Annotated in this window: 17 protein-coding genes and 1 riboswitch; of the genes, 10 read left to right on the forward strand and 7 right to left on the reverse strand. The window is 71.2% G+C overall.

Annotated features, from left to right (window positions below; translation table 11 throughout):
- Positions 1–203: 203 nt before the first annotated feature.
- Positions 204–1,154 carry a sucrase ferredoxin gene (locus ACZ79I_RS29890; RefSeq protein WP_471501225.1) on the reverse strand — a complete coding sequence of 317 codons (951 nt, stop codon included), beginning with the start codon at positions 1,152–1,154 and terminating at the stop codon, positions 204–206.
- Positions 1,155–1,290: 136 nt separating this feature from the next.
- A complete protein-coding gene (locus ACZ79I_RS29895) occupies positions 1,291–2,550 on the reverse strand; it encodes a citrate synthase (RefSeq protein ID WP_471501227.1) in 1,260 nt (419 codons plus the stop codon).
- 96 nt (positions 2,551–2,646) lie between these two features.
- On the opposite strand from ACZ79I_RS29895, the gene ACZ79I_RS29900 reads away from it, so the two are divergent.
- Positions 2,647–3,813, forward strand: a complete 1,167-nt coding sequence (locus tag ACZ79I_RS29900; RefSeq protein WP_471501229.1) for a citrate synthase/methylcitrate synthase — start codon at positions 2,647–2,649, stop codon at positions 3,811–3,813.
- Between the two features lie 271 nt (positions 3,814–4,084).
- Here the strand turns inward: ACZ79I_RS29900 and ACZ79I_RS29905 are convergent, their stop codons facing one another.
- The gene (locus tag ACZ79I_RS29905) at positions 4,085–4,321 is read right to left on the reverse strand and encodes a hypothetical protein (protein WP_388376132.1); all 237 of its coding nucleotides are present in this window, start codon (positions 4,319–4,321) and stop codon (positions 4,085–4,087) included.
- Between the two features lie 170 nt (positions 4,322–4,491).
- On the reverse strand, positions 4,492–5,013 hold the full coding sequence (locus ACZ79I_RS29910) for a DUF6082 family protein (RefSeq protein ID WP_471501232.1): 522 nt from the start codon (positions 5,011–5,013) through the stop codon (positions 4,492–4,494).
- 370 nt (positions 5,014–5,383) lie between these two features.
- On the opposite strand from ACZ79I_RS29910, the gene ACZ79I_RS29915 reads away from it, so the two are divergent.
- Entirely contained in the window at positions 5,384–6,568 is a 1,185-nt protein-coding gene (locus ACZ79I_RS29915; protein WP_471501234.1) for a CobW family GTP-binding protein, read from the forward strand.
- A 5-nt stretch (positions 6,569–6,573) separates the two neighbouring features.
- Here ACZ79I_RS29915 and ACZ79I_RS29920 read toward each other — a convergent pair whose 3' ends face one another.
- Entirely contained in the window at positions 6,574–9,030 is a 2,457-nt protein-coding gene (locus tag ACZ79I_RS29920) for a DNA gyrase/topoisomerase IV subunit A (RefSeq protein ID WP_471501236.1), read from the reverse strand.
- A 495-nt stretch (positions 9,031–9,525) separates the two neighbouring features.
- On the opposite strand from ACZ79I_RS29920, the gene ACZ79I_RS29925 reads away from it, so the two are divergent.
- The 4 genes from ACZ79I_RS29925 to ACZ79I_RS29940 all read left to right on the forward strand — a co-directional run bounded on the left by ACZ79I_RS29925 (position 9,526) and on the right by ACZ79I_RS29940 (position 14,367).
- A complete protein-coding gene (locus ACZ79I_RS29925; protein WP_471501238.1) occupies positions 9,526–10,899 on the forward strand; it encodes a M16 family metallopeptidase in 1,374 nt (457 codons plus the stop codon).
- The gene (locus ACZ79I_RS29930; protein ID WP_471501240.1) at positions 10,896–12,284 is read left to right on the forward strand and encodes a M16 family metallopeptidase; all 1,389 of its coding nucleotides are present in this window, start codon (positions 10,896–10,898) and stop codon (positions 12,282–12,284) included. Before ACZ79I_RS29925 ends, ACZ79I_RS29930 begins: the two co-directional genes overlap by 4 nt.
- Before the next feature lie 277 nt (positions 12,285–12,561).
- Positions 12,562–12,708, forward strand: a riboswitch (cyclic di-AMP (ydaO/yuaA leader).
- Positions 12,709–12,720: 12 nt separating this feature from the next.
- Entirely contained in the window at positions 12,721–13,473 is a 753-nt protein-coding gene (locus ACZ79I_RS29935; RefSeq protein WP_471501242.1) for a M23 family metallopeptidase, read from the forward strand.
- Positions 13,474–13,671: 198 nt separating this feature from the next.
- Complete coding sequence (locus ACZ79I_RS29940; RefSeq protein WP_471501244.1) at positions 13,672–14,367, forward strand: GntR family transcriptional regulator; 696 nt, start codon at positions 13,672–13,674, stop codon at positions 14,365–14,367.
- Positions 14,368–14,614: 247 nt separating this feature from the next.
- Here ACZ79I_RS29940 and ACZ79I_RS29945 read toward each other — a convergent pair whose 3' ends face one another.
- The gene (locus ACZ79I_RS29945; protein WP_471501246.1) at positions 14,615–14,896 is read right to left on the reverse strand and encodes an HPr family phosphocarrier protein; all 282 of its coding nucleotides are present in this window, start codon (positions 14,894–14,896) and stop codon (positions 14,615–14,617) included.
- A 156-nt stretch (positions 14,897–15,052) separates the two neighbouring features.
- On the opposite strand from ACZ79I_RS29945, the gene ACZ79I_RS29950 reads away from it, so the two are divergent.
- The 4 genes from ACZ79I_RS29950 (at position 15,053) to ACZ79I_RS29965 (ending at position 20,476) form a co-directional block, all read left to right on the forward strand.
- On the forward strand, positions 15,053–17,854 hold the full coding sequence (locus ACZ79I_RS29950; RefSeq protein WP_471501248.1) for a bifunctional acetate--CoA ligase family protein/GNAT family N-acetyltransferase: 2,802 nt from the start codon (positions 15,053–15,055) through the stop codon (positions 17,852–17,854).
- 113 nt (positions 17,855–17,967) lie between these two features.
- Positions 17,968–18,555: a DUF5998 family protein gene (locus ACZ79I_RS29955; RefSeq protein WP_381080990.1), complete on the forward strand. Its 588-nt coding sequence runs from the start codon at positions 17,968–17,970 to the stop codon at positions 18,553–18,555.
- A complete protein-coding gene (locus ACZ79I_RS29960; RefSeq protein ID WP_471501250.1) occupies positions 18,555–19,745 on the forward strand; it encodes an alkaline phosphatase family protein in 1,191 nt (396 codons plus the stop codon). Before ACZ79I_RS29955 ends, ACZ79I_RS29960 begins: the two co-directional genes overlap by 1 nt.
- Before the next feature lie 80 nt (positions 19,746–19,825).
- Positions 19,826–20,476: a thymidine kinase gene (locus tag ACZ79I_RS29965; RefSeq protein ID WP_471501252.1), complete on the forward strand. Its 651-nt coding sequence runs from the start codon at positions 19,826–19,828 to the stop codon at positions 20,474–20,476.
- A 1,013-nt stretch (positions 20,477–21,489) separates the two neighbouring features.
- Here ACZ79I_RS29965 and ACZ79I_RS29970 read toward each other — a convergent pair.
- The gene (locus ACZ79I_RS29970; protein WP_471501254.1) at positions 21,490–24,909 is read right to left on the reverse strand and encodes an FG-GAP-like repeat-containing protein; all 3,420 of its coding nucleotides are present in this window, start codon (positions 24,907–24,909) and stop codon (positions 21,490–21,492) included.
- Between the last annotated feature and the right edge of the window lie 543 nt (positions 24,910–25,452).

Genomic DNA, 25,452 nt, shown 5'->3' on the forward strand with positions numbered 1-25,452 from the left:
GGTACGGGCCGGGGGCGCGGCGCCGCAGGGGGTGTGGCACGGATCTCCTGTGCGGCGTCGGCCCGGTGGCTTCGTGCGGCGTCGGCTCGGTGGCTTCGTGTGGCGTCGGCTCGGTGGCTCTGTGTGGCATAGCCCCCGTAGCTCCGCGCGACCGCGCGGCGGCCGGTACCGCGTCCGTGCCCCCCGCTCGCGGGCCCGGCGCCTCAGCGGGGCCCGGGACCCGCGGCGTCCGGCGCGGGCATCTCCCGTACCGATACGACATCCATCCGGGCCGGCGCGCCCAGTGCCGAGCCGCAGCTCTCCGGGCGCGGTGGCAGAGAGGCGCCCTGTGCCACGACGACGCGCCACAGCCGGCCGTCGGTGTGGGCGACGGTGACCTCCCACCGCGGTGCCGCGCCCCGGGTGCGGACGACGGTCAGCGCGTCCGCGGCGTACTCGTGGGCCGATGTGCGCACCGCGAGCTCCGCGGCCTGTGCGGGCCGCTCCCAGGCGGAGCGGCCGCGGCAGCCCTCGGTCACGACCCGGCCTTCGCGCACTCCTTGGAGGACCTCCTTGACGTGCGGGGCCTGGGCCCGCCCGTACGCGTAACCGAACGGCAGGACGAGCAGGGTGGGGGCGAAGCGGTGGCCGCCCAGGTGCGTGACCTCCCATACTCCGTCCACTCCGGACGAGGACAGCTCGGCCGCGAGCGGACGGCCCAGAAGAGCGCAGCAACGGTCTCGCTTGCCGTTGGTGCAGACGAAAGCCAGCGGGTCGCCTGTGTGGGGCTGTCCCTGGAGCGTGGTGTCGAAGGTGTTCGGGTCACCCATGCCGAGCGCCGAGAAGTGCAGGTCGAGCAACCGTTCCGGCTCGGCGATCGTGGCGGAGTGCAGCCATATGCTGCCCGGAACGGTGTGCGCCGCATACACCCGCCGCGCGGCGGGTGCACCGCAGTCGGCGTGCCGGCCGGGGCGGCGGATGAGCGCGATCCGGACGCCCGTGCCCTGCGTGGCCGCTTCCAGGGCGCGGCCCAGTTCCGGATCCAGGTGACTCGATGTGAGTGCCTTGGCACCCCAAGGGCCGGGCTGTTCCAGGAGCAGCCATGTCCTCGCGGTCGCCGCGGTCCCGATGAGGGGCTCGTCGAGGTCCCGGGACGCGCTCGTACAGATACTCACAGAGGTGAGCCTAACCTGACTCGTCGACGTCGACTTCCGTCCGTCTGGAGGGGCGCATCCGGAGCGCGTCCGGCGTGCGGTGGGGGCGCCAAGATGTGCGACAGGGAGGCCGGTGAGGGGCGGCGGCGCGCCCGGCTCATTCGGGGAGCGGCTGTGGGGGACGCGCGCCCACGTAGTGTCCGCTCGGGCGCATGCGCAGCGGGCGCTCCTCGTACTCCTCCAGGGAGTGGGCGATCCAGCCCGCCGTGCGTGCGACGGCGAAGACGGCCTCGCCCGCCGTGGCGGCCATGCCGGAGGCGACCGTGAGAACGGCGAGGGCGAGGTCGACGTTGGCGTGCAGGGGCGCGTGGCGGGCCGTCGTGGCGACGATGTCCCGGGCCGCCGCCAGGGGCGGTGCCGCGGCCGGTACGTCCTCCAGGAGCGCGAAGAGCGCACGCGCGCGGGGGTCTTCCCCGGGGTACAGCCGGTGCCCGAGCCCGGGCACGCGGCGGCCGGCGCGCAGTTCGTCGGCGACCACGGGCGCGGCGGTGCCCCGGTCCAGGACGTCGAGGAGCATCCGGTGCGCGAGCCCGCTGGCCGCGCCGTGCAGGGGGCCCTCCAGGACGCCGAGTCCCGCCGAGACGGCGGCGTACGCGTGCGCGCGGGCGGAGGCGGCGACGCGCACCGCGAGGGTCGAGGCTGCCAGGTCGTGGTCGACGAGCAGTCCGAGCGCCGCGTCCAGGACGCGAAGTGACGCCTCGTCCGGGATCCGGCCGGTGAGCCGGCCCCACAGGCGCCGGGCCAGCGGGCCCGTGTCGCGGTGGTCGCGCCGCAGCGGTGGGAGAGCGGCGACGAGGGTAGGGACGAGGGTGCGGGCGGTGCCGAGGACCGCGTCCGGCGACAGGTCGAAGCGGAGCGGGTCCGCGGTGGCCGCCGCGATGGCCGCCACGCGCAGCCGGTCGGTGGGGCCGCTGTGCTCGGGCAGTGCGTCCACGGCGCGGCGGGCGACGGCGACGGACGCTTCCGGGGCGGTGAAGGTGATCCCGGGCCGCAGGCGCCCGGTCCACAGCCACTCGGCGATCTCCTCGTAGGAGTGGCGCGCCGCCAGTTGCGTCGCGTCGACGCCGCGGAAGTAGTACCGGTCCTTCTCGATCAGGGTGATGCCCGTACGGACCGAGAGCTCGCCGCCGGTGGATGAAGTGCCGCTCGGCCCGCGCCTGTTGCGCCGGGCGAGCGCGGCCACCTCGTCGGCGTCGAACGTGCTGCCGCGCCCGCCCGGCTCGCGACGGCTGCCGAGCTGGCCGCGGCTCACGTACGCGTAGACGGTCTCCGGCTTCACGCCGAGCAGTTCGGCCGCCTCCCTCGTGGTGAGCCGGGCCTCGCCGTGACGGGTGGGAGCCGCTTCTTGATCCCTCATGTCGGTCACCGTACCCATGGACGCTGTATTGATTCAATCAATATTGACATGAGTTGAGTCAAGCATGGACAGTCGAATCAATTCAAGGGAGGAAACATGCCGAACAGCAGGGCCGAGTCGACCTCCGTCGACGTCCCGCGAGGGCTCGCGGGCGTCGTCGTCACCGACACCGCACTGGGTGACGTCAGGGGGCTGGAGGGCTTCTACCACTACCGCCAGTACTCGGCCGTCGAACTCGCCAGGACCCGCGGCTTCGAGGACGTCTGGCACCTGATGGTCCACGGCGCGCTGCCGGACGCCGCGCAGCGGTCCGCCTTCGCCGCGCGGACCGCGGAACTGCGCCGCCTGCCCGACGCCGTACGGGCGGCGCTTCCCGCGGTGGCGGCGGCGAGCGCCCGCTCCGGCCCGCTGTCGGGCCTGCGCACGGCGCTCTCCCTGCTCGGCGCATCCCTGGGATTCCGGCCGGTGTACGACGTCGACGCCGACCGGCGCCGCGAGGACACGATCGCGGCGGCCGCGGCCGTCCCGACCCTGCTGACGGCCCTGTACCGCCTGGGCCGGGGTCTTGAACCGGTCGAGCCCCGGGAGGACCTGCCGCACGCCGCGAACTATCTGTACATGCTCACAGGCTCGGAGCCGGACACCGCGCGTGCGCGGGCGATCGAGCAGTACTTGATCTCAACCATTGACCATGGATTCAATGCATCAACCTTCACGGCCCGGGTGATCGCATCCACCGGGGCGGACGTCGTGGCGGCCCTCGTGGGCGCCGTCGGCGCCCTCTCCGGGCCGCTCCACGGCGGAGCGCCGAGCCGCGCCCTGGACACCCTCGACGCCATCGGCACCCGCGACCGCATCGACTCCTGGATCCGTGAACGCGTCCTCGCGGGTGACCGCATCATGGGTTTCGGCCACCCCGTCTACCGCACGCAGGACCCGCGCTCGCGCATGCTGCGCGACATCGCGAAGCAATTCGGCGGCCCGCTGGTGGACTTCGCGGTCGAGGTCGAGCACCGCGTGGAGGCCATCCTGGCCGAGCTGAAGCCCGGCCGCGAACTCCACACGAACGTGGAGTTCTACGCGGGTGTGGTCATGGAGCTCTGCGGTCTGCCCCGCGAGATGTTCACCCCGACCTTCGCGACGGCCCGGGTGGTCGGCTGGAGCGCCAACATCCTGGAACAGGCGGAGGACCCGAAGATCATCCGACCGGTGGCGCGGTACGTGGGGCCGGTTCCGCCTGTGGCGGTACCGGCGGTGGCCTGAAGGAGCGCGCGCACCACGAGGGCGGTGCACGCCCACGGCCCGGCCTCGGGGAGGGCCGGCGAGGAGTGTCTGCCATGGCCTTCACCGGACTCGGTGGAGGCCACGGTCCGGTGTTTCGTGCGCAGGGCCGGAGCCGATCTGGCGCCGGGCCCGACGACATGTGCCGCCGAGCAGGGACCGGGTGTTGTACTGCTCGGTCGGGTAGGGCCCCTGGGCGCGCAGATGGCGTGCAACGGGGCGGGGTGACGCGTGGAGCGGACGGGGTGGAGGCTCAGGCGTCCGGGATCTCGGCCTTGGCGCGGACCAAGGTCTCCCGGCTGATGATCACAATGCGTTCGTGGTCGGCCCGTGCGGCGTCGGCGGGCAGTTCGCTGTCGAGCGTCGCGGTGGCTTCGGTCCCGATGACGGCGAAATTGCCGTCGCTGAGTTCGAAGATGTCGGGGCAGGTCTCGCCTGTCACGCTGCCGCGTTCACGGGGAGATGCACCGATCCGGCGCACAATCTTCAAAGGTGATCCCGGTCCTCAGAGCAGTGGGTGGTGATTGCGGGGTCAGGTTAGTCTTTTGATGCCGGTGGTGCGATCAGACCCCGCTAGCCCAAGTGACTCATTCGGCCCGTGGCCGGCTCCCGGACGGGCTGCTGCTCCTGGGCCGCTCCTCCCGGGCTGCTCCTCCCGGGCTATTCTTCCAGCGGCTGGCCGACCACCCACCACTCGTCCGTGTCGGCGTCGTCCAGATCACGCACGATGCGGTCCATCATTCGGCCCACGTGTGCCTCCGTGGAAGCCCGCGCGAGGCTGTCGCGGTGGTGGCGCGTGGCCTCCCAGTACTCGCGGACGGCGCGGCTCTGGCAGAGTACGCGAAGATGCCCGTGCAGTTCCTGCCAGTTGATGTATCCCGCGAGGTAACTCTGCAGGGCGTGGGTGTACAGCGCGTTGGCGAAGAGGTACTGCCGCCGCAGCCGGGGCCGCTCCGCCTCGGGCCGGCTGCTGAGGTCGACGGTGCTCATCACGGCCGCCAGCTCGGGGTCGTCGATGGCCTTGCCCAGCAGATGGAAGTGCATCCGCTGCTGCTCGATCCGCAGCCGCAGTTCGATGCACCTGCGCTGCTGCCGGGTGAGGACCGCGAGGGCCCCCGCCGCGAGCACGAGTCCCGTCGCGGCGGAGCCCAGCCCCCGCAGCCCCAATTTCTGTGTGACCATGTCAACCCCCGAATCAGGCGACCGTCCGCCGGTCGTCGGGCGCGGGTCGGCTGGAGGGGACCGGCGAGCGATGGGCGGCGCGCTTGCCGTCTCCCAGGGTGCCGAGCGGCTCTGATCGGCGGGGAGGCGGAGAGGAGGCGCACAGAGGGAAGTGCGGGTCGCGTTCCCCGGCGCCATGCCAAACGTGTGCCCCGCGAGCGCCGCTAACAATCGTTCACTTCACGGGGTTTCCACCCGCTCGTATCCTGGATCGGCATTCAATCCTCAAACGAGAGCCGCTCCGTTCCGGCGAGATCCGGTCCGTGCGCCGTTCTCGTACGGCCGTCGGTATGCGATCCGGCGCACGCATCGGTGTGAGAAGGGGCGCACGTTGAGCCAGTCGTCGGGTCCGCAGCAGATCCCGGTCGTCGTACTCGCGGGATTCCTGGGCTCGGGCAAGACCACCCTGCTCAACCACATCCTGCACCACAGCGGAGGCAGCCGCGTCGGCGCCATCGTCAACGACTTCGGGGCCATCGAGATCGACGCGATGGCCGTCGCCGGGGCACTCGGGGACTCCACCGTCTCGCTCGGCAACGGATGTCTGTGCTGCGCCGTGGACGCCGGTGAACTCGACCGCTACCTCGACCGCCTCGCCGACCCCGCAGCCGGCATCGACGTCATCGTCATCGAGGCCAGCGGGCTCGCCGAACCGCAGGAACTCGTCCGCATGGTGCTCGCCAGCGAGCAGCCGCGTGTGCACTACGGCGGACTCGTGGAGGTCGTCGACGCCGTCGAGTTCGACGCGACCCGGGCGAGACATCCCGAACTCGACCGGCATCTCGCCCTCGCCGACCTCGTCGTCGTCAACAAGACCGACCGGGCAGGCGACGGCGAGCGGATCGTGCGGCTCGTCCGGTCGCTCGCCGACGGCGCCGCCGTCGTCCCGGCCGCCTACGGGCGGATCGATCCCGGGTTCCTCTTCGACTGCAGACCGGCCGCGGAACGGTTCGGGCAGCTGTCCTTCGACGATCTGCGGTACGAGGAGCCCGACTTCGGCGAACCCGGGCCTCATGGCCACGCGTCCGGCGAGCACGCGTCGTGCGACCACGCGTCCGGCGAGCACACGTCGTGCGACCACACGTCCTGCGCGCCCGGGCACGACAGCGCCCCTCGCATCCATCTGCACGCCGGATACGACAGTCTCCCCTTCCGCTCCACCCTGCCCATGAACCCCCGGCGGCTGATGAGCTTTCTCGACAGCAGGCCGCAGGGCCTCTACCGGATCAAGGGCTACGTCGACTTCGGCGCCGCCGACCCGCGCAACCGCTACGCCGTACACGCCGTGGGACGGTTCCTGCGCTTCCAGCCGGAGCCGTGGACTGCCGGTGACGAGCGGCTGACCCAGCTCGTCCTCATCGGGGTCGGCATCGACGCCGACGCCCTCCGCAAGGAACTGGAGGCGTGCGCGGACGACGCCCCGCACGCCGACGAGCACGGTATGTGGGGCGTCCTTCGCTATGTGCGGGACGGGGAGGCCGAGGCCGCCGTCGGCCCCGGCGACCTCCAGGACTGACCGGCCTACACCGGTCCCGCCACCGCCGCCACCGTCTTCGGCAGCGACACGCCCGATCCGTCGCGGCGTGGATCGATCTCCGGCAGCTCGGCCGGCATGCCGTTCTTCTGCGCGGCCCGTGCGGGCGTCGCGCCCGCCCATGCCAGCGACAGGCAGTCCTCGCCCTTCAGGAACCGCTGGCAGCGCACGCCGCCCGTGGCGCGGCCCTTGCGCGGGAACTGGTCGAACGGCGTCAGCTTGGCCGTCGTCTGGACCGAGTCGTCCAGCGTGCCGCGCGAACCGGCGACCGTGAAGACCACCGCGTCGACCGCCGGATCCACCGCCGTGAACGAGATCACCTTGGCACCTTCCGAGAGCTTGATCCCCGCCATGCCGCCCGCGGGACGGCCCTGCGGGCGCACCTGGGAGGCGGGATAGCGCAGCAGCTGGGCGTCGTCCGTGATGAAGACCAGGTCCTCCTCACCCGTGCGCAGCTCGACCGCGCCGACGATCCGGTCGCCCTCCTTGAGGGTGATGACCTCCAACTCCTCCTTGTTGGCCGGGTAGTCCGGGACCACACGCTTGACGATGCCCTGCTCCGTGCCGAGCGCGAGGCCCGGGGAGGACTCGTCCAGGGTGGTCAGGCAGACCACCGTCTCGCCCGCCTCCAGGGAGACGAACTCCGAGACCGGCGCGCCCCCCGAGAGGCTGGGCCGCGCGGCCGTGTCCGGCAGCTGCGGAAGGTCGATCACGTTCAGGCGCAGCAGCCGTCCGGAGGACGTCACCACGCCGAGTTCGCCGCGTGCGGTGGCCGGGACGGCGGAGACGATCAGGTCGTGCTTGGTGCGCCTGCCGTCGGTGTCCTCCGCGAACGGGTCGCCGTTCGTCGTGCGCGCCAGCAGCCCGGTCGACGACATCAGCACCCGGCACGGGGCGTCCTCGACCTGGAGCGGGACCACCTGGGCCGGGGCGCCGGAGGACTCCAGCAGCACCGTGCGCCGGTCCGTGCCGAACTTCTTGGCCACCGCGGCCAGTTCGCCGGAGACCAGCTTGCGCAGCTCCGCGTCCGACTCCAGGATCCGGGTCAGCTCCTCGATCTCGGCGTTGAGCCGGTCCTTCTCCGCCTCCAGCTCGATGCGGTCGTACTTGGTGAGGCGGCGCAGCGGCGTGTCGAGGATGTACTGCGTCTGGATCTCGCTCAGCGAGAAGCGCCGCATCAGGCGCTCCTTGGCCTGCGCCGAGTTCTCGCTGGAGCGGATCAGGCGGATGACCTCGTCGATGTCCACCAGCGCCGTCAGCAGGCCCTCGACGAGGTGGAGGCGGTCGCGCCTCTTGCCGCGGCGGAATTCCGAGCGGCGCCGCACGACATTGAAGCGGTGGTCGAGGTAGACCTCCAGCAGCTCCTTCAGACCCAGGGTGAGCGGCTGGCCGTCGACGAGCGCCACGTTGTTGATGCCGAAGGACTCCTCCATCGGCGTCAGCTTGTAGAGCTGCTCCAGGACCGCCTCGGGCACGAAGCCGTTCTTGACCTCGATGACCAGGCGCAGGCCGTGCTCACGGTCGGTGAGGTCCTTGACATCGGCGATGCCCTGCAGCTTCTTCGACCCGACCAGGTCCTTGATCTTGGAGATCACCTTCTCCGGGCCGACCGTGAAGGGCAGCTCCGTGACGACCAGGCCCTTGCGGCGCGCCGTCACGTCCTCCACGGCGACGGTGGCACGGATCCGGAACGTGCCGCGGCCCGTCTCGTACGCGTCGCGGACGCCGGACAGGCCGACGACGCGGCCGCCCGTGGGCAGGTCGGGTCCCGGGACGTACTTCATCAGGGCGTCCAGGTCCGCGTTCGGATGCCTGATCAGGTGGCGGGCGGCCGCGATCACCTCGCGCAGGTTGTGCGGCGGCATGTTCGTGGCCATGCCGACCGCGATGCCCGACGCGCCGTTCACCAGGAGGTTCGGGAAGGCGGCCGGGAGGGCCTCCGGCTCCTGCTCCTGACCGTCGTAGTTGGGCGAGAAGTCGACGGTGTCCTCGTCGATCGACTCGGTCATCAGGCTCGTGGCCTCGGCCATACGGCACTCGGTGTACCGCATGGCGGCCGGCGGGTCGTCGTTGCCCAGCGAGCCGAAGTTGCCGTGGCCGTCGACCAGCGGAACGCGCATGGAGAAGGGCTGTGCCATGCGCACCAGGGCGTCGTAGATGGACGCGTCGCCGTGCGGGTGCAGCTTGCCCATGACCTCGCCGACGACGCGGGCGCACTTCACATAACCGCGGTCGGGGCGCAGACCCATCTCGTTCATCTGGTACACGATCCGCCGGTGCACCGGCTTGAGGCCGTCGCGGGCGTCCGGCAGGGCCCTGGAGTAGATGACCGAGTACGCGTACTCGAGGTAGGAGCCCTTCATCTCGTCGACGACGTCGATGTCGAGGATCTTCTCCTCGTACGAGTCGCCGGGCGGCGGGGTCCTCGTGCTGCGGCGGGCCATTGCTGCCGGCTCCTTCACAGTTCTGCGCGGGGCATGAACGGAATCTGACGCGGACCATTGTGGACCGCCGCACCGACAACGCGTGACCGGCTCCCCCGGGACCCCCGGGCCGGGAGGCCCCCGTACGGAGCCCACGGCCGCCGGGGAGCCGGTGCCGACGGCGGCGCACCCACCCGTCCCGGCGCGCCGCGGAAGCAGCCGCGGGACGGTCGCGCCCGTGGTCCTCTGCCGCCCGTGGTCCTCTGCTGCCCGGCGGTCCGCCGTCCGGGGTCCGCCGTCCGGGGTCCGGCGTCCGGGGTCCGCCGTCCGGACGACGGCACCCGGTGGCCGCCCCGCGTCAACCGTGTGCTCGTCCTCCACCCCCCGTAATCCCGGTCTCGCTCTCGGCGTACGGCGCACGGGAACTTGGCCACCCGCGCGCACGCTTGCATACAGTGACAGGACCGGCAGGAAACCGCGGTTTCCCCGACAGTTTCCGCGATCGAAGGGACGTACATGCCCATGGGTCACACGGCCACAGCCGAGGCAGGCTCCGGCGGCCTGACAGCGACCGAGCACCGCCTGTCCAACGGCCTGCGCGTGGTGCTCTCCGAGGACCACCTGACCCCGGTCGCGGCGGTGTGCCTCTGGTACGACGTCGGCTCGCGCCACGAGGTCCAGGGCCGCACCGGCCTCGCCCACCTCTTCGAGCACCTGATGTTCCAGGGATCGGCCCAGGTCAGGGGCAACGGCCACTTCGAGCTGGTGCAGGGCGCCGGCGGCTCGCTCAACGGCACGACGAGCTTCGAGCGCACCAACTACTTCGAGACCATGCCGACCCACCAGCTGGAGCTCGCCCTGTGGCTGGAGGCCGACCGCATGGGCTCGCTGCTCGCCGCCCTCGACGACGAGTCCATGGAGAACCAGCGGGACGTCGTGAAGAACGAGCGCCGCCAGCGCTACGACAACGTCCCCTACGGCACCGCCTTCGAGAAACTGACCGCGCTCGCCTACCCGGAGGGCCACCCCTACCACCACACGCCGATCGGGTCGATGGCGGACCTGGACGCGGCCACCCTGGAGGACGCGCGGGAGTTCTTCCGCACCTACTACGCGCCCAACAACGCCGTCCTGTCCGTCGTCGGCGACATCGACCCGCGGCAGACCCTCGCCTGGGTGGAGAAGTACTTCGGTTCCATCCCCGCGCACGACGGCAAGCCCGCGCCCCGCGACGGCTCCCTGCCGGACACCATCGGCTCGCAGCTGCGCGAGGTCGTCGAGGAGGAGGTCCCGGCACGTGCCCTGATGGCCGCCTACCGGCTGCCGAACGACGGCACGCGCGCGTGCGACGCGGCCGACCTCGCGCTCACCGTCCTCGGCGGCGGTGAGTCCTCCCGCCTCTACAACCGGCTGGTACGGCGGGACCGCACCGCCGTCGCCGCCGGGTTCGGCCTGCTGCGGCTGGCCGGAGCGCCGTCCCTGGGCTGGCTCGATGTGAAGACCTCCGGCGACGTGGAGGTGCCGGTCATCGAGGCGGCCATCGACGAGGAGCTCGCCCGGTTCGCCGAGCAGGGCCCCACGGCCGAGGAAATGGAGCGCGCCCAGGCCCAGTTGGAGCGTGAGTGGCTGGACCGGCTCGGCACGGTCGCGGGCCGCGCCGACGAACTGTGCCGCTACGCCGTGCTCTTCGGCGACCCCCAGCTCGCCCTGACCGCCGTCCAGCGCGTGCTCGACGTCACCGCGGAGGAGGTGCAGGCGGTCGCCCAGACCCGGCTGCGCCCCGACAACCGCGCGGTGCTCGTGTACGAGCCGGTCGCGGCCGAGGCCGAGGAAGCCGCTGAAAGCACCGCCCTCGAAGGCAACCGCAACGACGAGGAGTCGCAGAAGTGACCGAGCTCGCGACCATGGACTTCCACCCGCAGCCCCAGCCCGGCGAGGCCCGGCCGTGGGCGTTCCCGGCACCCGGGCGCGGCACGCTCGACAACGGCATGACGGTGCTGCGCTGCCACCGCCCCGGCCAGCAGGTCGTCGCCGTCGAGGTGCTCCTCGACGCGCCCCTGGACGCCGAGCCGGCCGGTCTCGACGGCGTCGCCACGATCATGGCGCGCGCCTTCTCCGAGGGCACCGACAAGCACTCCGCCGAGGAGTTCGCCGCCGAGCTGGAGCGCTGCGGCGCCACCCTCGACGCGCACGCCGACCACCCCGGCGTCCGCCTCTCCCTCGAAGTGCCCGTCTCCCGCCTCCCGAAGGCGCTCGGGCTGCTCGCCGACGCCCTGAGGTCGCCGGCGTTCGCGGACAGCGAGGTCGAGCGCCTGGTGCGCAACCGCCTCGACGAGATCCCGCACGAGACCGCCAACCCGGCCCGTCGCGCCGCCAAGGAACTGTCCAGGCAGCTGTTCCCCGCCGCCTCGCGCATGTCGCGCCCGCGCCAGGGCACCGAGGAGACGGTCGAGCGCATCGACTCCGCGGCCGTCCGCGCCTTCTACGAGCGGCACGTACGGCCCGTGACGGCCACCGCCGTCGTGGTCGGCGACCTCACCGGGGTCGACCTGGACGCACTGCTCGGCGAGACGCTCGGCGCCTGGACGGGGGCGCCCGCCAAACCGCGTCCGGTGCCGCCGGTGGCCGCCGACGACACCGGCCGGGTGATCATCGTGGACCGCCCCGGCGCGGTCCAGACGCAACTGCTCATCGGCCGCGTCGGCGCCGACCGCCACGACCGCGTGTGGCCCGCGCAGGTGCTCGGCACGTACTGCCTCGGCGGCACCCTCACCTCCCGCCTGGACCGCGTCCTGCGCGAGGAGAAGGGCTACACCTACGGTGTGCGGGCGTTCGGCCAGGTGCTGCGCTCCGCGCCCGACGGCACCGGTGCCGCGATGCTCGCCATCAGCGGCTCCGTCGACACGCCCAACACCGGCCCGGCGCTCGACGACCTGTGGAAGGTGCTGCGCACCCTCGCCGCCGAGGGGCTGACGGACGCCGAGCGCGATGTCGCCGTGCAGAACCTGGTGGGGGTGGCGCCGCTCAAGTTCGAGACCGCGGCCGCCGTCGCGAGCACGCTCGCCGACCAGGTCGAGCAGCACCTTCCCGACGACTACCAGGCGGCGCTGTATCAGGCGCTCGCCGCCACGGGCACGGTGGAGGCCACGGCCGCGGTCGTGAGCGCCTTCCCGGTGGACCGTCTGGTGACCGTCCTGGTGGGCGACGCGGCGAAGATCGCGGAGCCGGTCAGGGCGCTCGGCATCGGTGAAGTGAGCGTCGTGGCGGCCGAGTAGCACGGCGGGCACGCGCGCGTGCAGCCATGAGGGGACACCCGCGCACGGCAGCGGCGTCCGAGGGGACACGCGCGCACGGCAGCGGCGTCCGAGGGGTCCCGGTGACCACACGGTCACCGGGGCCCTGCCGTCGGGGATTTGTCCGCATTGCCATGGAGGCTGCCCTTCTGCCCTGTGGGATGCGCTACAAATCCCCTGCTCGGTTTGTCGCGGGAATCGGGGCCCGCTTAGCGTCTGTCCGGCTGTCCGTCAGGCAGTAGGCCGCGTCCGCGGCACCGGACAGTCATCGCCGAGTCCCCGTACGGCGCGAGCCAGGGGAGCCGGGGACCCACCGCAGTCCCTGGGGTGAATCGGGCCCTGCCCGTAGGAGACCTTCCTGCTCCGAACCCGTCAGCTAACCCGGTAGGCGAGAGGGAAGGAAAGGACCAGTCACTTCATGGCGTTCACCTGCGCCACCGGGAAGCACCGCCGTCCGAGCCGCGTGAAGCGCACGACCACGAACGCCATGGGCGTCGCGGCGCTCACCACCACCGGTGTCATCGGCACCCTGTCCGCCCCCGCCCTCGCGGCCGGCAACCCGGTCGAGCAGACCGGACTGATGCAGGCCGTCACGCTCGGCGACTCGGTCGCCGAGAAGATCGGCGCCCAGGCCGCCGCCCAGAAGCAGGCCGCCGAGCACAAGAAGGCCGAGGAGGCCGCGCGCAGGAGGGCCGCGGAGACGGCCGCCAAGGAGCGCGCGGCCAAGGAGCGCGCCGCCCGTGAGGCCGAGCGCAGGCGCCTGACCGCGTACGTGGCGCCGGTCTACGGCTCGTACGTCTCCACCGGTTACCGCACCGGCGGCTCCCTGTGGTCCTCCGGCACCCACACCGGCATCGACTTCCACGCCGCCACGGGCACGCCCGTGCACGCGGTCGGCGCCGGTACCGTCGTCGAGGCGGGCTGGGGCGGTGCGTACGGCAATCAGATCGTCATCAGGATGAACGACGGCACCTACACGCAGTACGGCCATCTGTCGTCCATCGGCGTCTCCGTGGGCCAGCGGGTCACCCCCGGCCGGCAGATAGCCCTCTCCGGGGCCACCGGCAACGTGACCGGGCCGCATCTGCACTTCGAGGCCCGTACGAGCCCGGAGTACGGCTCGGACATCAACCCCGTCGCCTACCTCCGGGCGCACGGTGTGAACGTCTGACCGCGCGCCCCGAAACGGGGCGCGGGTGCCCGATGACCCCGGCCGGCGAGCCGGGGTCATCGTCGTTTCCAAGGGCGGCTGTCCAAAAAATATCCATGGATTCCGGCCCGCCGTCGGAAATTCCGGCCCGCTGCAATAGAGTCGGTTGAACAGGCGTCAATCGGCGACGTTTCACGGGGATTAAGGCGGAGGTCGGACATGCGTATTCCGGCACACTCGGTATGCACGGCGATCCGTGATGACATCGTCGCGGGTGTCTACGAGCGGGGCAGCCGGCTCACCGAGGAACTCCTCGCACGTCGCTACGGTGTCTCGCGCGTCCCCGTGCGCGAGGCCCTGCGCACGCTGGAGGCCGAGGGCTTCGTCGTCACCCGCAGGCACGCCGGCGCGTGCGTGGCGGAACCCAGCGAGCGGGAGGCCGCCGACCTCCTGGAGATGCGGATGCTGCTGGAGCCGCTCGGGGCCGCGCGGGCCGCCCAGCGGCGCACCGAGGCCCATCTGAAGGTGTTGCGGGGCCTGGTCAGGCTGGGGCAGGAGCGGGCCAGGAAGGGCAGTAGCGACGATCTGCGCTCGCTGGGCGGCTGGTTCCACGAGACGCTCGCACAGGCATGCGGGAGCCCGGCGCTGACGTCGACGCTCGCCCAGCTGCGGCACAAGATCGCCTGGATGTACACGGTGGAGGCGCCGGCCAGCCCCGTGGAGTCCTGGGCGGAACACGGCGGCATCGTGGACGCCGTCGCGCGTGGGGACGGCGAGCGGGCGCGGGCCCTCACGGCGCTGCACGCCGAGCGCGCGACCGCCGCGCACCGCCTCCGCTTCCCGGGCACGGGAGACCGGACGGACCGTGTGAGGACTTCGCAACAAGCCGTAAACATCTCAGGGCTGCGGAATTAACACGGGCGCCGTATACAAAGAGGGGGATATTCGGCGGGGGCTATTTCGGCTGCCCGTTTTTCGCGTGCCATGGAAAAAGCCGAGTGTGCGATTCGCGCGTGGCTTGCGGATTTTTTGCGCATTCTGCGGAATGCGCCGTGCGCGGTGGTACCGGCGGTGAGGTTCGCGGCCGGCGGGAGCGGACGCGGCGGAGCCGCGTCCGCCGTGAAGGCCGACGCGGCTCCGCCGCACCGCGAGGAGTGAAGGGTCAGACGGTCTCGGGAAGCTCCTCCAGTCCCTCCGCGACCAGCCTGGCCAGACGGTCCAGCGCGGCGTCCGCGCCCTCCGCCTCGGAGGCGAGCACGATCTCCTCGCCGCCCTGGGCGCCCAGACCGAGAACCGCCAGCATGGACGCGGCGTTGACGGGGTTGCCGCCGGCCTTGGCGATCGTCACGGGGACGCCGGAGGCCGTGGCCGCCCGGACGAAGATGGAGGCGGGGCGGGCGTGGAGGCCCTCGGCCCAGCCGACGTTGACGCGGCGCTCAGCCATGTGTTGCTGCCCTTCAGGTGTCAATGTTGTCTAGACCAGTTTCCCATACCGTGAGGTGCGCCGGAAGGGGCGCCGGTCGTGTCCGGGGCGGCCCCGGACCGGTTCCCCCCAGACTGCCTCGCGCCGTTGTCACACGCGAGCCTTACTCTGGGGCCCATGCAGATCGCGTCGGACCGGCACGAGTACCCCGCCCACTGGGAGGCCGACGTGGTGCTGCGCGACGGCGGCACCGCGCGCATCAGGCCCATCACCGCCGACGACGCCGAGCGCCTCGTCAGCTTCTACGAGCAGGTCTCGGACGAGTCGAAGTACTACCGCTTCTTCGCGCCCTACCCCCGCCTGTCCGCCAAGGACGTCCACCGCTTCACCCACCACGACTTCGTGGACCGGGTGGGACTCGCGGCGACGGTGGCCGGCGAGTTCATCGCAACCGTACGGTACGACCGCATCGGCGCCGACGGCCGGCCCGCCTCGGGGCAGGCCGACGAGGCCGAGGTCGCCTTCCTGGTCCAGGACGCGCACCAGGGGCGCGGCGTCGCCTCGGCCCTCCTCGAACACATCGCGGCGGTGGCCCGGGAGCGCGGCATCCGCCGGTTCACCGCCGAGGTGCTGCCCGCCAACACCAAGATGATCAAGGTGTTCACGGACGCCGGGTACCAGCAGAAGCGCAGCTTCGAGGACGGCGTCGTCCGGCTGGAGTTCGACCTGGAGCCCACCGACCGGTCGCTCGCCGTGCAGCGCGCGCGGGAGCAGCGGGCCGAGGCGCGGTCGGTGAAGCGGCTACTCGCGCCCGGCTCGGTCGCCGTCATCGGCACGGGCCGCACGCCCGGGGGAGTGGGCCGCAGCATCCTCGACCACCTCCGGGACGCCGGCTTCACCGGCCGCCTGTACGCGGTGAACACGGCGTTCGCCGAAGGGCAGAAGGAACTCGACGGAGTCCCCGCCCACCGCTCCGTCCGCGACATCGCCGAGCCGGTCGACCTCGCCGTCGTCGCCGTACCCGCGCAGTGCGTTCCCGAGGTCGTCGCCGAGTGCGGCGAGCACGGGGTGCAGGGGCTCGTGGTCGTCTCCGCCGGGTACGCCGAGAGCGGTCAGGAGGGACGCCGGCGGCAGCGGGAACTGGTGCGCCAGGCCCGGTCGTACGGAATGAGGATCATCGGGCCGAACGCCTTCGGGATCATCAACACCTCGCCGTCGGTCCGGCTCAACGCGTCCCTCGCGCCCGAGATGCCGCGCCCGGGACGCATCGGCCTCTTCGCCCAGTCCGGCGCCATCGGGATCGCGCTGCTGTCGCGGCTGCAGCGGCGCGGGGGAGGCGTCACCGGGGTCACGGGCGTGTCGACCTTCGTCTCCTCCGGGAACCGGGCGGACGTGTCGGGCAACGACGTCCTGCAGTACTGGTACGACGACCCGGACACCGACGTCGCCCTGATGTACCTGGAGTCCATCGGCAACCCGCGCAAGTTCACCCGCCTCGCGCGCCGCACGGCCCTGGCCAAGCCCCTGGTCGTCGTGCAGGGAGCGCGGCACGGGGGCGCGCCGCAGGGCCACGCCGTACGGGCCACACGGCTGCCGCACGCCACGGTGTCCGCCCTGCTCCGGCAGGCCGGCGTGCTCCGGGTGGACACGATCACCGAACTGGTGGACACGGGACTGCTGCTGGCCCGTCAGCCGCTGCCCGCGGGAGGACGGGTGGCCATCCTCGGGAACTCCGAGTCGCTGGGCCTGCTGACGTACGACGCGTGCCTGACCGAGGGGCTGCGGCCGTCGCGGCCGCTGGACCTGACGACGGCGGCCACGGCAGAGGACTTCCACCGGGCGCTGTCGGCGGCGCTGGCCGACGACTCGTGCGACGCCGTCATCGTGACGGCGATACCGGCGGTCGGCGAGAACTCCGACCAGGACGCGGCCCTGGCGGAGGCGCTCCGCTCGGCCGCGGCGGCGGCCCCCGCCAAGCCGGTCCTCGTGGTGCACGTCGAGATGGGCGGGATCGCGGGGGCGCTGTCCGCGGCGGTCGGCACGTCACCGCAGGCCCAGCGGAGCGACCTCGCGCGCCCCGCGGAGCCGCCGATCACCCCGGTGGCACCGCCCGGCGCCCGCCTCATCCCCGCCTACCCCGCCGCCGAGCGCGCCGTCAGGGCCCTCGCGGAAGCCGTCGAGTACGCCCAGTGGCGGCGCGAGGCCGCCGAGCCGGGCAAGGTGCCCGAGTACGACGACATCGACGAGAAGGGAGCCGCCGAGCTGATCGGCTGGCTGCTCGCACGCGACGAGGGGCCGACCCTGGGCACGGACGAGACCTGCGACCTGCTCGCGCGCTACGGCATCCAGGTACGCAAGGCGCTGCCGGCACCCACGCCCGAGGCCGCCGTCGGCGCCGCCCGCGCGATCGGCTACCCGGTGGCCCTGAAGGCGACCGCTCCCCATCTGCGGCACCGCGCCGACCTGGGCGGGGTTCGCCTGGAGCTGGCCGACGAGGAACAGCTGCGGCGCGCCTACGCCGAGTTGACCGAGTTGTTCGGGGCGCCCGAGGAGATCCGGCCGGTCGTCCAGGCCATGGCGCCGCGCGGCGTCGACATCCTCATCCAGGCCGTCATCGACCCCGCCGCCGGTGCCGTGCTGTCGTTCGGGCTGGCCGGGGCCGCCTCCCAGCTCCTCGGCGACACGGCGCACCGGCTGATCCCGGTCACGGACCGCGAAGCCGCCTCCCTGGTGCGATCGATCCGGACGGCCCCGCTCCTGTTCGGCTGGCGCGGCTCCGACCCCGTCGACACATCCGCCCTCGAAGAGCTGATGCTGCGCGTGTCCCGGCTGGTCGACGATCACCCGGAGGTCGTCGCGGTCACCCTGGAGCCCGTGGTCGTCGCCCCCCACGGCCTGAGCGTCCTCGGCGCCACCGTGCGGCTCGGGCCCCCGCCCGCCCGCGACGACCTCGGCCCGAGGACGCTCCCCGTGTACTGACGGACCGGTCTCCGGCGCCCGCCCGCGGCGCCGTGCACGGCCCCGCCGTTCGAACAGCCCGGATGCCCATGACCGTCCCGGAGTGGTCGGGCCCACGGACTAGGATGGACGTCATGGCCAAGACCAGTACGACGACCCAGGGGCTGCGCGCGGCGATCGAGCGCAGCGGCTACTACCCGGCTCTCGTGGCCGAGGCGGTGGAGGCCGCCGTGGGCGGCGAGCCCATCCGGTCGTATCTGGTCCACCAGGAGACGACCTTCGACGCGAACGAGGTGCGCCGGCATGTGACCGTGCTGGTCCTCACCGGCAACCGCTTCATCGTCAGCCACACCGACGAGCAGGCCGCGGACGACACCTCCCCGACCCCGTACGCGACGACATCGACCGAATCGGTGAAGCTCGGCCGGATCTCGTCGGTTGTCGTCAGCCGCGTCGTCGCCCACCCGGAGTCGTACACGCCGGGCACGCTGCCCCGCGAGGTCGTCCTGACCATCGGCTGGGGCGCCGTCTCCCGCATCGACCTGGAGCCCGCCGCCTGCGGCGACCCCAACTGCGAGGCGGACCACGGTTACACGGGCAGCTCGACGGCGGACGACCTCAGCCTCCGCGTCAGCGAGGCCGGCGACGGTCCGGAGACGGTGCGCCAGGCGCTCGCCTTCGCGCAGTCCCTCTCCGAAGCGACCGCGGACCTCACCCGCTGATGGCACTGCCCACCTGGGACCACCACCCGGAGCCGCTCGCCGTCGGCTCCGCGCCCGTCCCCGAGTACGGCACCGGCTCGCTGGCCGACCTGCTGCCCACCCTCGCCGCAGGGATGGGGGTACCGGGCCGGACCGCCGGCATACCGGAACTGGCCGCCGCCGACCGGGCCTGTGTCTTCCTGGTCGACGGGCTCGGCTGGCTGCAGCTGAAGGCGCACCCCGGCGACGCCCCCTTCATGTCCTCGCTCCTGCCGTCCTCCCGCGGCGGCACCGGACGCCCGATCACCGCGGGCTATCCGGCGACCACCGCGACCTCCCTCGCCTGCGTCGGCACCGGTCTTCCGCCCGGGGCGCACGGCCTGCCCGGCTACACCGTGCGCAACCCGGAGACCGGCGAGCTGATGAACCAGCTCCGCTGGCAGCCGTGGACCTCGCCGCGCGCCTGGCAGCCGCACCCCACGATCTTCCAGCTCGCCGACGCGGCCGGTGTCCACACGGCGCAGGTGTCCTCCCCCGCCTTCGAGAACACCCCGCTGACCAAGGTCGCGCTGAGCGGCGGAACGTTCCACGGGCGGCTGACCGGCGAGGACCGCATGGACCTGGCGGCCGAGCAACTGGCCGCGGGCGACCGCTCGCTCGTCTACACCTACTACTCCGAGCTCGACGGTGCCGGCCACCGCTTCGGGGTCGACTCGGACGCCTGGCGCGGACAGCTCATGTACGTCGACCGGCTTGTGCAGCGCCTGGCCGAGCAGCTGCCGCCGCGCACCGCCCTGTACGTCACCGCCGACCACGGGATGATCGACGTTGCGTTCGACGAGCGGCACCGCATCGACTTCGACCAGGACTGGGAGCTGCGCGCCGGGGTGGCCCTGCTGGGCGGCGAGGGGCGTGCCCGGCACGTCTACGCCCTGCCGGGCGCCGAGAACGACGTCCTGACCTGCTGGCGGGAGGTGCTCGGCGAGCAGTTCTGGGTGGCCTCGCGGGACGAGGCGATCGCGGCGGGCTGGTTCGGTCCGCACGTCGACGAACGGGTGTACGCGCGCATCGGGGACGTGGTCGCGGCGGCCCATGACGACGTGCTGATCATCGCGTCCGAGCGGGAGCCGAAGGAGTCGGCGATGGTCGGCAACCACGGGTCGCTGACGCCCGTGGAACAGCTGGTGCCGCTGCTGGAAGTCCGCACCTGATCGCGACCGCCTCCCGCGGCCGTACGCTCACGATGCCCCCACACGCGCTGGCTCCCGCTCCGAAAGGTCCTCGACTCCTCATGCCCGAGCTGGTGTTCTTCTCCGGAACGATGGACTGCGGGAAGTCAACTTTGGCGCTACAAATTTCACATAATCGTTCCGCGCGTGGACTTCAGGGCCTCATTTTCACGCGGGACGACCGCGCGGGTGAGGGGAAGCTGTCGTCGCGGCTGGGTCTGGTGACGGACGCAGTGGAGGCGCTCCCGGGGCTCGATCTGTACGGATACGTGGTCGAAGAGTTGTCGCAGGGCGGCAAGGTCGACTACGTGATTGTGGACGAGGCGCAGTTCCTGGCCCCGGAACAGATCGACCAGTTGGCGCGGGTGGTTGACGACCTCGGCCTGGACGTCTTCGCGTTCGGCATCACCACCGACTTCCGCACTCGTCTCTTCCCGGGTTCGCAGCGGCTGATCGAACTGGCGGACCGTATCGAGACGTTGCAGGTCGAGGCCATGTGCTGGTGCGGGGCGCGGGCCACGCACAACGCCCGGACGGTGGGCGGGGAGATGGTGCTGGAGGGGAAGCAGGTCGTGGTGGGCGACGTGGACCGGGCCGAGGGCGAGGTCGGCTACGAGGTCTTGTGCCGCCGCCATCACCGCAGGCGTATGACGAGTGCCTCGGCAAGGGCGGCGGCACTGTCGCCGGACGTGCTGCCGGTCATCGCCACGTGACCTCTGGTCGGCGAGAAGCGCGTCGGCTTGCTTGCCGGCCGCGCCGGCCATGGGGACGGGAGGCTCTGAGCCGCAGGCTCGGGAGGGTGACCCTGGCCGCACGTTCGAGTCCTGGGGGAGGTCCACGGTGATCCTGCGGAGAGTGTTCGCACTCGAATCCCGCTGGGCTGGGGGGCATGCGCTGTGGGGTGGGGCTGCGGACCGGAATCTTCTCGGTGTTGACGCTTCCTTGTAGAGATGACACACGGCTGACTTGTCGTCCTGTGTGGGCTGAGGACTTCGTGGGGCAGGCTCGATGGCCGAGACCCTCGTCAACGGATGGGCGGGCGGGCAGTACGACGTGGTGGAGTTCCGCTTCGACATTTAGTCGGCGCTATAGCATCGACGTGGCCGATGTGGCAAATGTGCAGGTCAGGCGGGGTCGGCCCCATTTGGGGGCGCCCTGTCGCTGGAAACGCTGCTGGATCCGCGCTGGATATCTTGACGTCCCGTCACCTGTCGTCATCCCTGATCATCCGTACCGCTGCCGGATCGGTGCTGGATGGGGTCGGCGGCCCGTCAGTTGAGCGGGCGTGCTGGGCGGGGCGGATCTCATTGCCGCTGGGGTGCGCGGGCCGTTGTCGGTGGCGTCGGGGCCGGGTGGGAGTGCGGCGGTGTCGTTGCGCGTGGGCGGCGGACAGGGGCCGCGATGGGGCCGTGCGATCGATGGCTGGCAACTGGAGAGGCACAGGAAGTCGTTGGCCTCAGGTTCGAGTCCCCGGCAGGAACTGCAGAAAATGGGAAGCCGGGTTGGCGGGGCCGGGCGGGGGTTGCTACTGGTCACCGCCGCCCAACTCGCCTCCGCCGTCACCCTGCCCGGCATTCGCCGCCGACTCCTCAGGTATGGGCCGAGCTCCCCCGAGGCCGGGTGTCAAGTTCCTGATACCCGGCCTCTAGCCTGCCCGGCGTAGCCCTTGAGCGGTGAGAGGGGTCCAGTCCGGCGGCGTTGGCCTGCACCGGCCACGCGCCGCGGGTCAGCTGATGAGTTTCATGGATCCCCAGCTGTTGTCGGGCCACATGGCGGGGCCGTTGGTGAGGTTGCCCTTGCCGTCGCCGAGGTAGAGGTGGATGCTGCCGTCGCCCCAGACTGCGGCCAGGTCCGTCTTGCCGTCACCGCTGAAGTCGCCGGGAACGAGGTGGGTGACGGTGGACCAGGTGCTGCCGTCGATCATCTGGGTGCTGGAGCTGAACGTTCCCGTTCCGTTGTAGAGGTGGAGGGTGCCATCCGCCCACTCGGCGAGGATGTCCGCGATGCCGTCGCCGGTGTAGTCGCCGGCGGCCAGGATCTTCATGTTCCCCCAGCTGACCGAGGTGAGCTGGGTGGAGGGGTTGAGATCACCCTGGCCGTTGTTGGTGTACAGGTGGAGGGTGCCGTCGCCCCAGATGGTCACCAGGTCGGTCTGGCCGTCGCCGTTGAAGTCTCCGGCGACCATCTGCTTCATGGTGCCCCAGGTGGTTCCGCCGTACAGCTGGGTGACGTGGGTGGAGTCCAGGCCGCCGGTCCCGGTTCCGGGGTAGAGGTGCAACGTGCCGTCGGACCACAGGCCCACGACGTCGGCTTTGCCGTCGCCGTTGAAGTCTCCGGACACCATCAGGTGCATGCCGCCCCAGGAGGAGTCCCAGGCCTGCCACCCGCCGGTGAGGCTGCCTCCCGGCTGACTGGTGTACATGTGCAGTGTGCCGTCGCTCCACTCGGCGGCCATGCCGGCATTGCCATTGCCGGTGAAGTCGTCGCTGGGACTGAGCGTTTGCACACGAGCGCCCGAGCCCAGGCTGCCGACGGGATAGTAGAAGACGTTGTGGACGGCCTGGCTGTCGGTGGCCCACAGGTCAGGGCTGGCGTTTCCGCTGTTGGCGGCTCCCGCCGAGTACAGGTCGGGGTGGGCGGCCGAGGTCCAGCCGGAGACCGCGGCGACGGTCTTGGTGCTGGTGGGCGAGCCGGCGGTGATGTTGGCCGATCCGGTGTACAGGTCGACTTCGCCGGTGGAGGTGTCGCGGGCCCACAGTGCGGGGTAGCCACCGACGATGCCGGCGTAGGCGAGGGTTTTGTTCTGCCAGCCGGTGGCCAGTTGGACCGGGGTGGAGAAGTCTCCGGTGGCGCTGGTGGAGGGGATCCACCACAGTGTGCCGTCGTTGGTGACGGCCCACAGGTTCGACTGGTTGGCGGCGGCGTACTGGGAGTCGTCGGCGGTCAGGGAGGTGACCTGTGACCACGTGAAGGTGGTATCGGGGGAGAGAAGAGCGGACTGAGGAGCGACGTCCGGCTGCGGTTCGGCGTCACCGTTACCGAAGTAGATGTAGGCCTGTCCGCTGGGGGTGAGGGTGAGTACGTCCTGCTCGCCCCACATACGGAACCCGCCGACGGCGAGCCTGGAACCCCTCAGGGAGGCTCCGGTGGTGAGGTTCAGGGGCGTGTCGACGGCACCGGTTCCGTCGCCGGTGTACAGCCGCAGGTTGCCGTCGACGCCCGGCACGATCAGGTCCGGCTTGCCATCGCCGCTGAAGTCTCCGGTGACGTCGGCGGTGGTGGGCTGCTGCGTGTTGAACCAGTAGGACTGGGCGTCGGACTGGTTGCCGGCACTGTCGATGTCGTAGACGTAGAGCACGTCGTGGATGTAGCCGAGGGGAGTGAGGGTGACGGCGGCCTTGCCGCTGGAGTCGGCGCTCGCGGTCAGGGGCGGGTTGACCGTGGGCGGGGGCGTGCCCCAGTTGTACGCGTATTTGACGATCTTCACGCCGGCGGGGAGGTTGGTGGGCGGGGTGAAGTCGAACTCGCCGACGGTGCGGAACGGTCCGGTGCCTCCTTGCGGGAACGTTGCGGAGCTGATGCCCGGTACGCCTGGTTTGGTGGAGTCGACGGTGAAATGGCAGGTGGTCTGGGCGGAAAGGTACTTGCCGTCGTCGGCCTGCGCGGTCCACGTGTAGGAGCCGGTGGGCAGATAGCCGACGTACCAGATGACGGAGCCGTGACCGGTGACGGTGGTGGCCGGTTCGACCGGCTGGCTCGGGGAGCCCGAGGTGGGATAGACCGTGGAGCCGGAGCTGTCTTTGCCGGTAAGGGTGAATTTCGCCTGGAGCGGTGCACCCTGGTCGGCGTCGTTCAAAAGGGCGTTCAGGGTCACGGACGTGTTTCCGACTGTGCCGCCCGAGCAGGCTGTGGAGGGACTGGTAGCCGCGGAGGTCACCGAGGGCACGGAGTCGTAGGTCACCGTCACGGTCGGGTTATTGGCGAAGCGGCGGAAGTCCAGGGCGCTGGACTCGTCCGATGCGAACAGGCCGAGGGCGACGGCAGTCCAGCGCCCGGAGGCAGCCTGCGTGAAGGCGTTGGTGACGTCGAAACCCTGCGAGGGGTTGGAGGAGCAGGCGGAGCCGAAGGACTGGGTGTCCTGCCAGGTGCCCTTGCCTGGCTGGTTGTTCCAGGTCGTGGAGGAGCCGATGGTGCCGGTCAGGTAGGCCTGGACGTCGGAGGTGACCGAGCATGAGGCCGAGTAGACCTCCATCGCCTTGAAGGTCGCGCCGACGACCTTCACCGAGCTGTTCCACAGCCGCGTGTCCATTTTGAACTGGAAGAACGCACGCTCGACGCCGATGCACCCGGAGTAGTTGTTCAAGCCCACGCCGGGCGTGTTGTAGGGGATGGTCGAGGAGTTGAGGGCGTTGTTGTCGGGGCAGCCCTGCTGCACCTCGTCGTAAGCCTGCTTCGGTGTGGAGGCGTAGTCAGGGTTCCAGCTGGGATCGATGTATACCGGGTAGTGCGTCTTCAGCCCGCGCAGGATCCCGCTGTTGGGCCTCAGACGCAGGTCGTGCCCGACTTGGCCGACCGGAATCCGGGAGATCTGAGCGCTCGGGCCGGGCCCGTCCGCAGAGGAGGGAGCAAGCCGCCGTGCGGCGGACGGCGCGGCGGCAGTGGAAGGGTTTGCTGATGGCGTCGGCGTGCTCGTTGTGTGCGCTGAAGCCACTGGTGTGGTGCTGGAATCCCACATGACGGGGGTGGGGGAGGTGAAGAAGACGGCCCGGGTCGGGTCGGTGGCCTTCAAGTTGCCAGCCTCGTCCTGGGAGATGTGCAGGCCCTTGGCGGCGGTGGTGAGCGTGAGAGCGCTCAGCCGGGGGTCGGCGGCCGCTTTGGCGTTCTTGACGACCAAGACCTCGGAGAAACCGCCGATCGGGCTGACCGAGGCCCGCAGGTCCACGCCAGGCAGCACCTCGCGGTAGGTGGCGGTGTTGCCGTCGATGACCGGTCTGGGCAGCGAGGCGGGCCAGGAGATGGACAGTTGCTTGCCGTACGAGGTCATGGTGGCCAGGGGCCCGGACCCGCCGCCCGACAGGACGACACCCGACGGTACCGCGGCCGGCTCGACAGCGCCGTCGCTGCGCACGTGCAGGGTCGTGTTCACCGGCGTCCATGCTCCGTGGCGCCTCACGCGCGTCGGGTAGACGGACTGGGTGAGCGCCAACGCCCCTGAAGGGGTTGCGGCCACCGTCTCAGTCTCTGTGGTCAGCGCTGGTATGCCGACCGGCTTGCCGGTCCGTTTCGCCTGCGCGACAGCGGCCGCCGCCGCAACGCCGGGATTAGAACTCGCAGTCGACATCGCGGCGGGCTTCGCGGAGTGTCGGGGCGTGGCCTGCGCGGCAACCGGAGACGCCAACTGCGCTAGTCCGCCGATGGCTATCAACACAGCGGCGAGCGCGCTTGCCGTGCCATGGGTCGGACTGCCGGTGTGAGGCCGCCGTTTCGGTGGCCTGCGGTGATGCTTCAAGGGATCCCCCCACTTCTCTCATCTGATATTCGATTACGGCTCCATGAACACCATGGCGTACGTGTGCCGTGTTGCCGCGTACCGGACCGCCTGTCCCAATTCGTAAAGCGGCGTCAACCGCGAGCAGCAGCAGCGATTCTGACTGGTCGTTTGAGAAAGGTTGGGCGTGCAGATGGTCAA

This window comes from Streptomyces sp. PSU-S4-23, assembly GCF_055632315.1.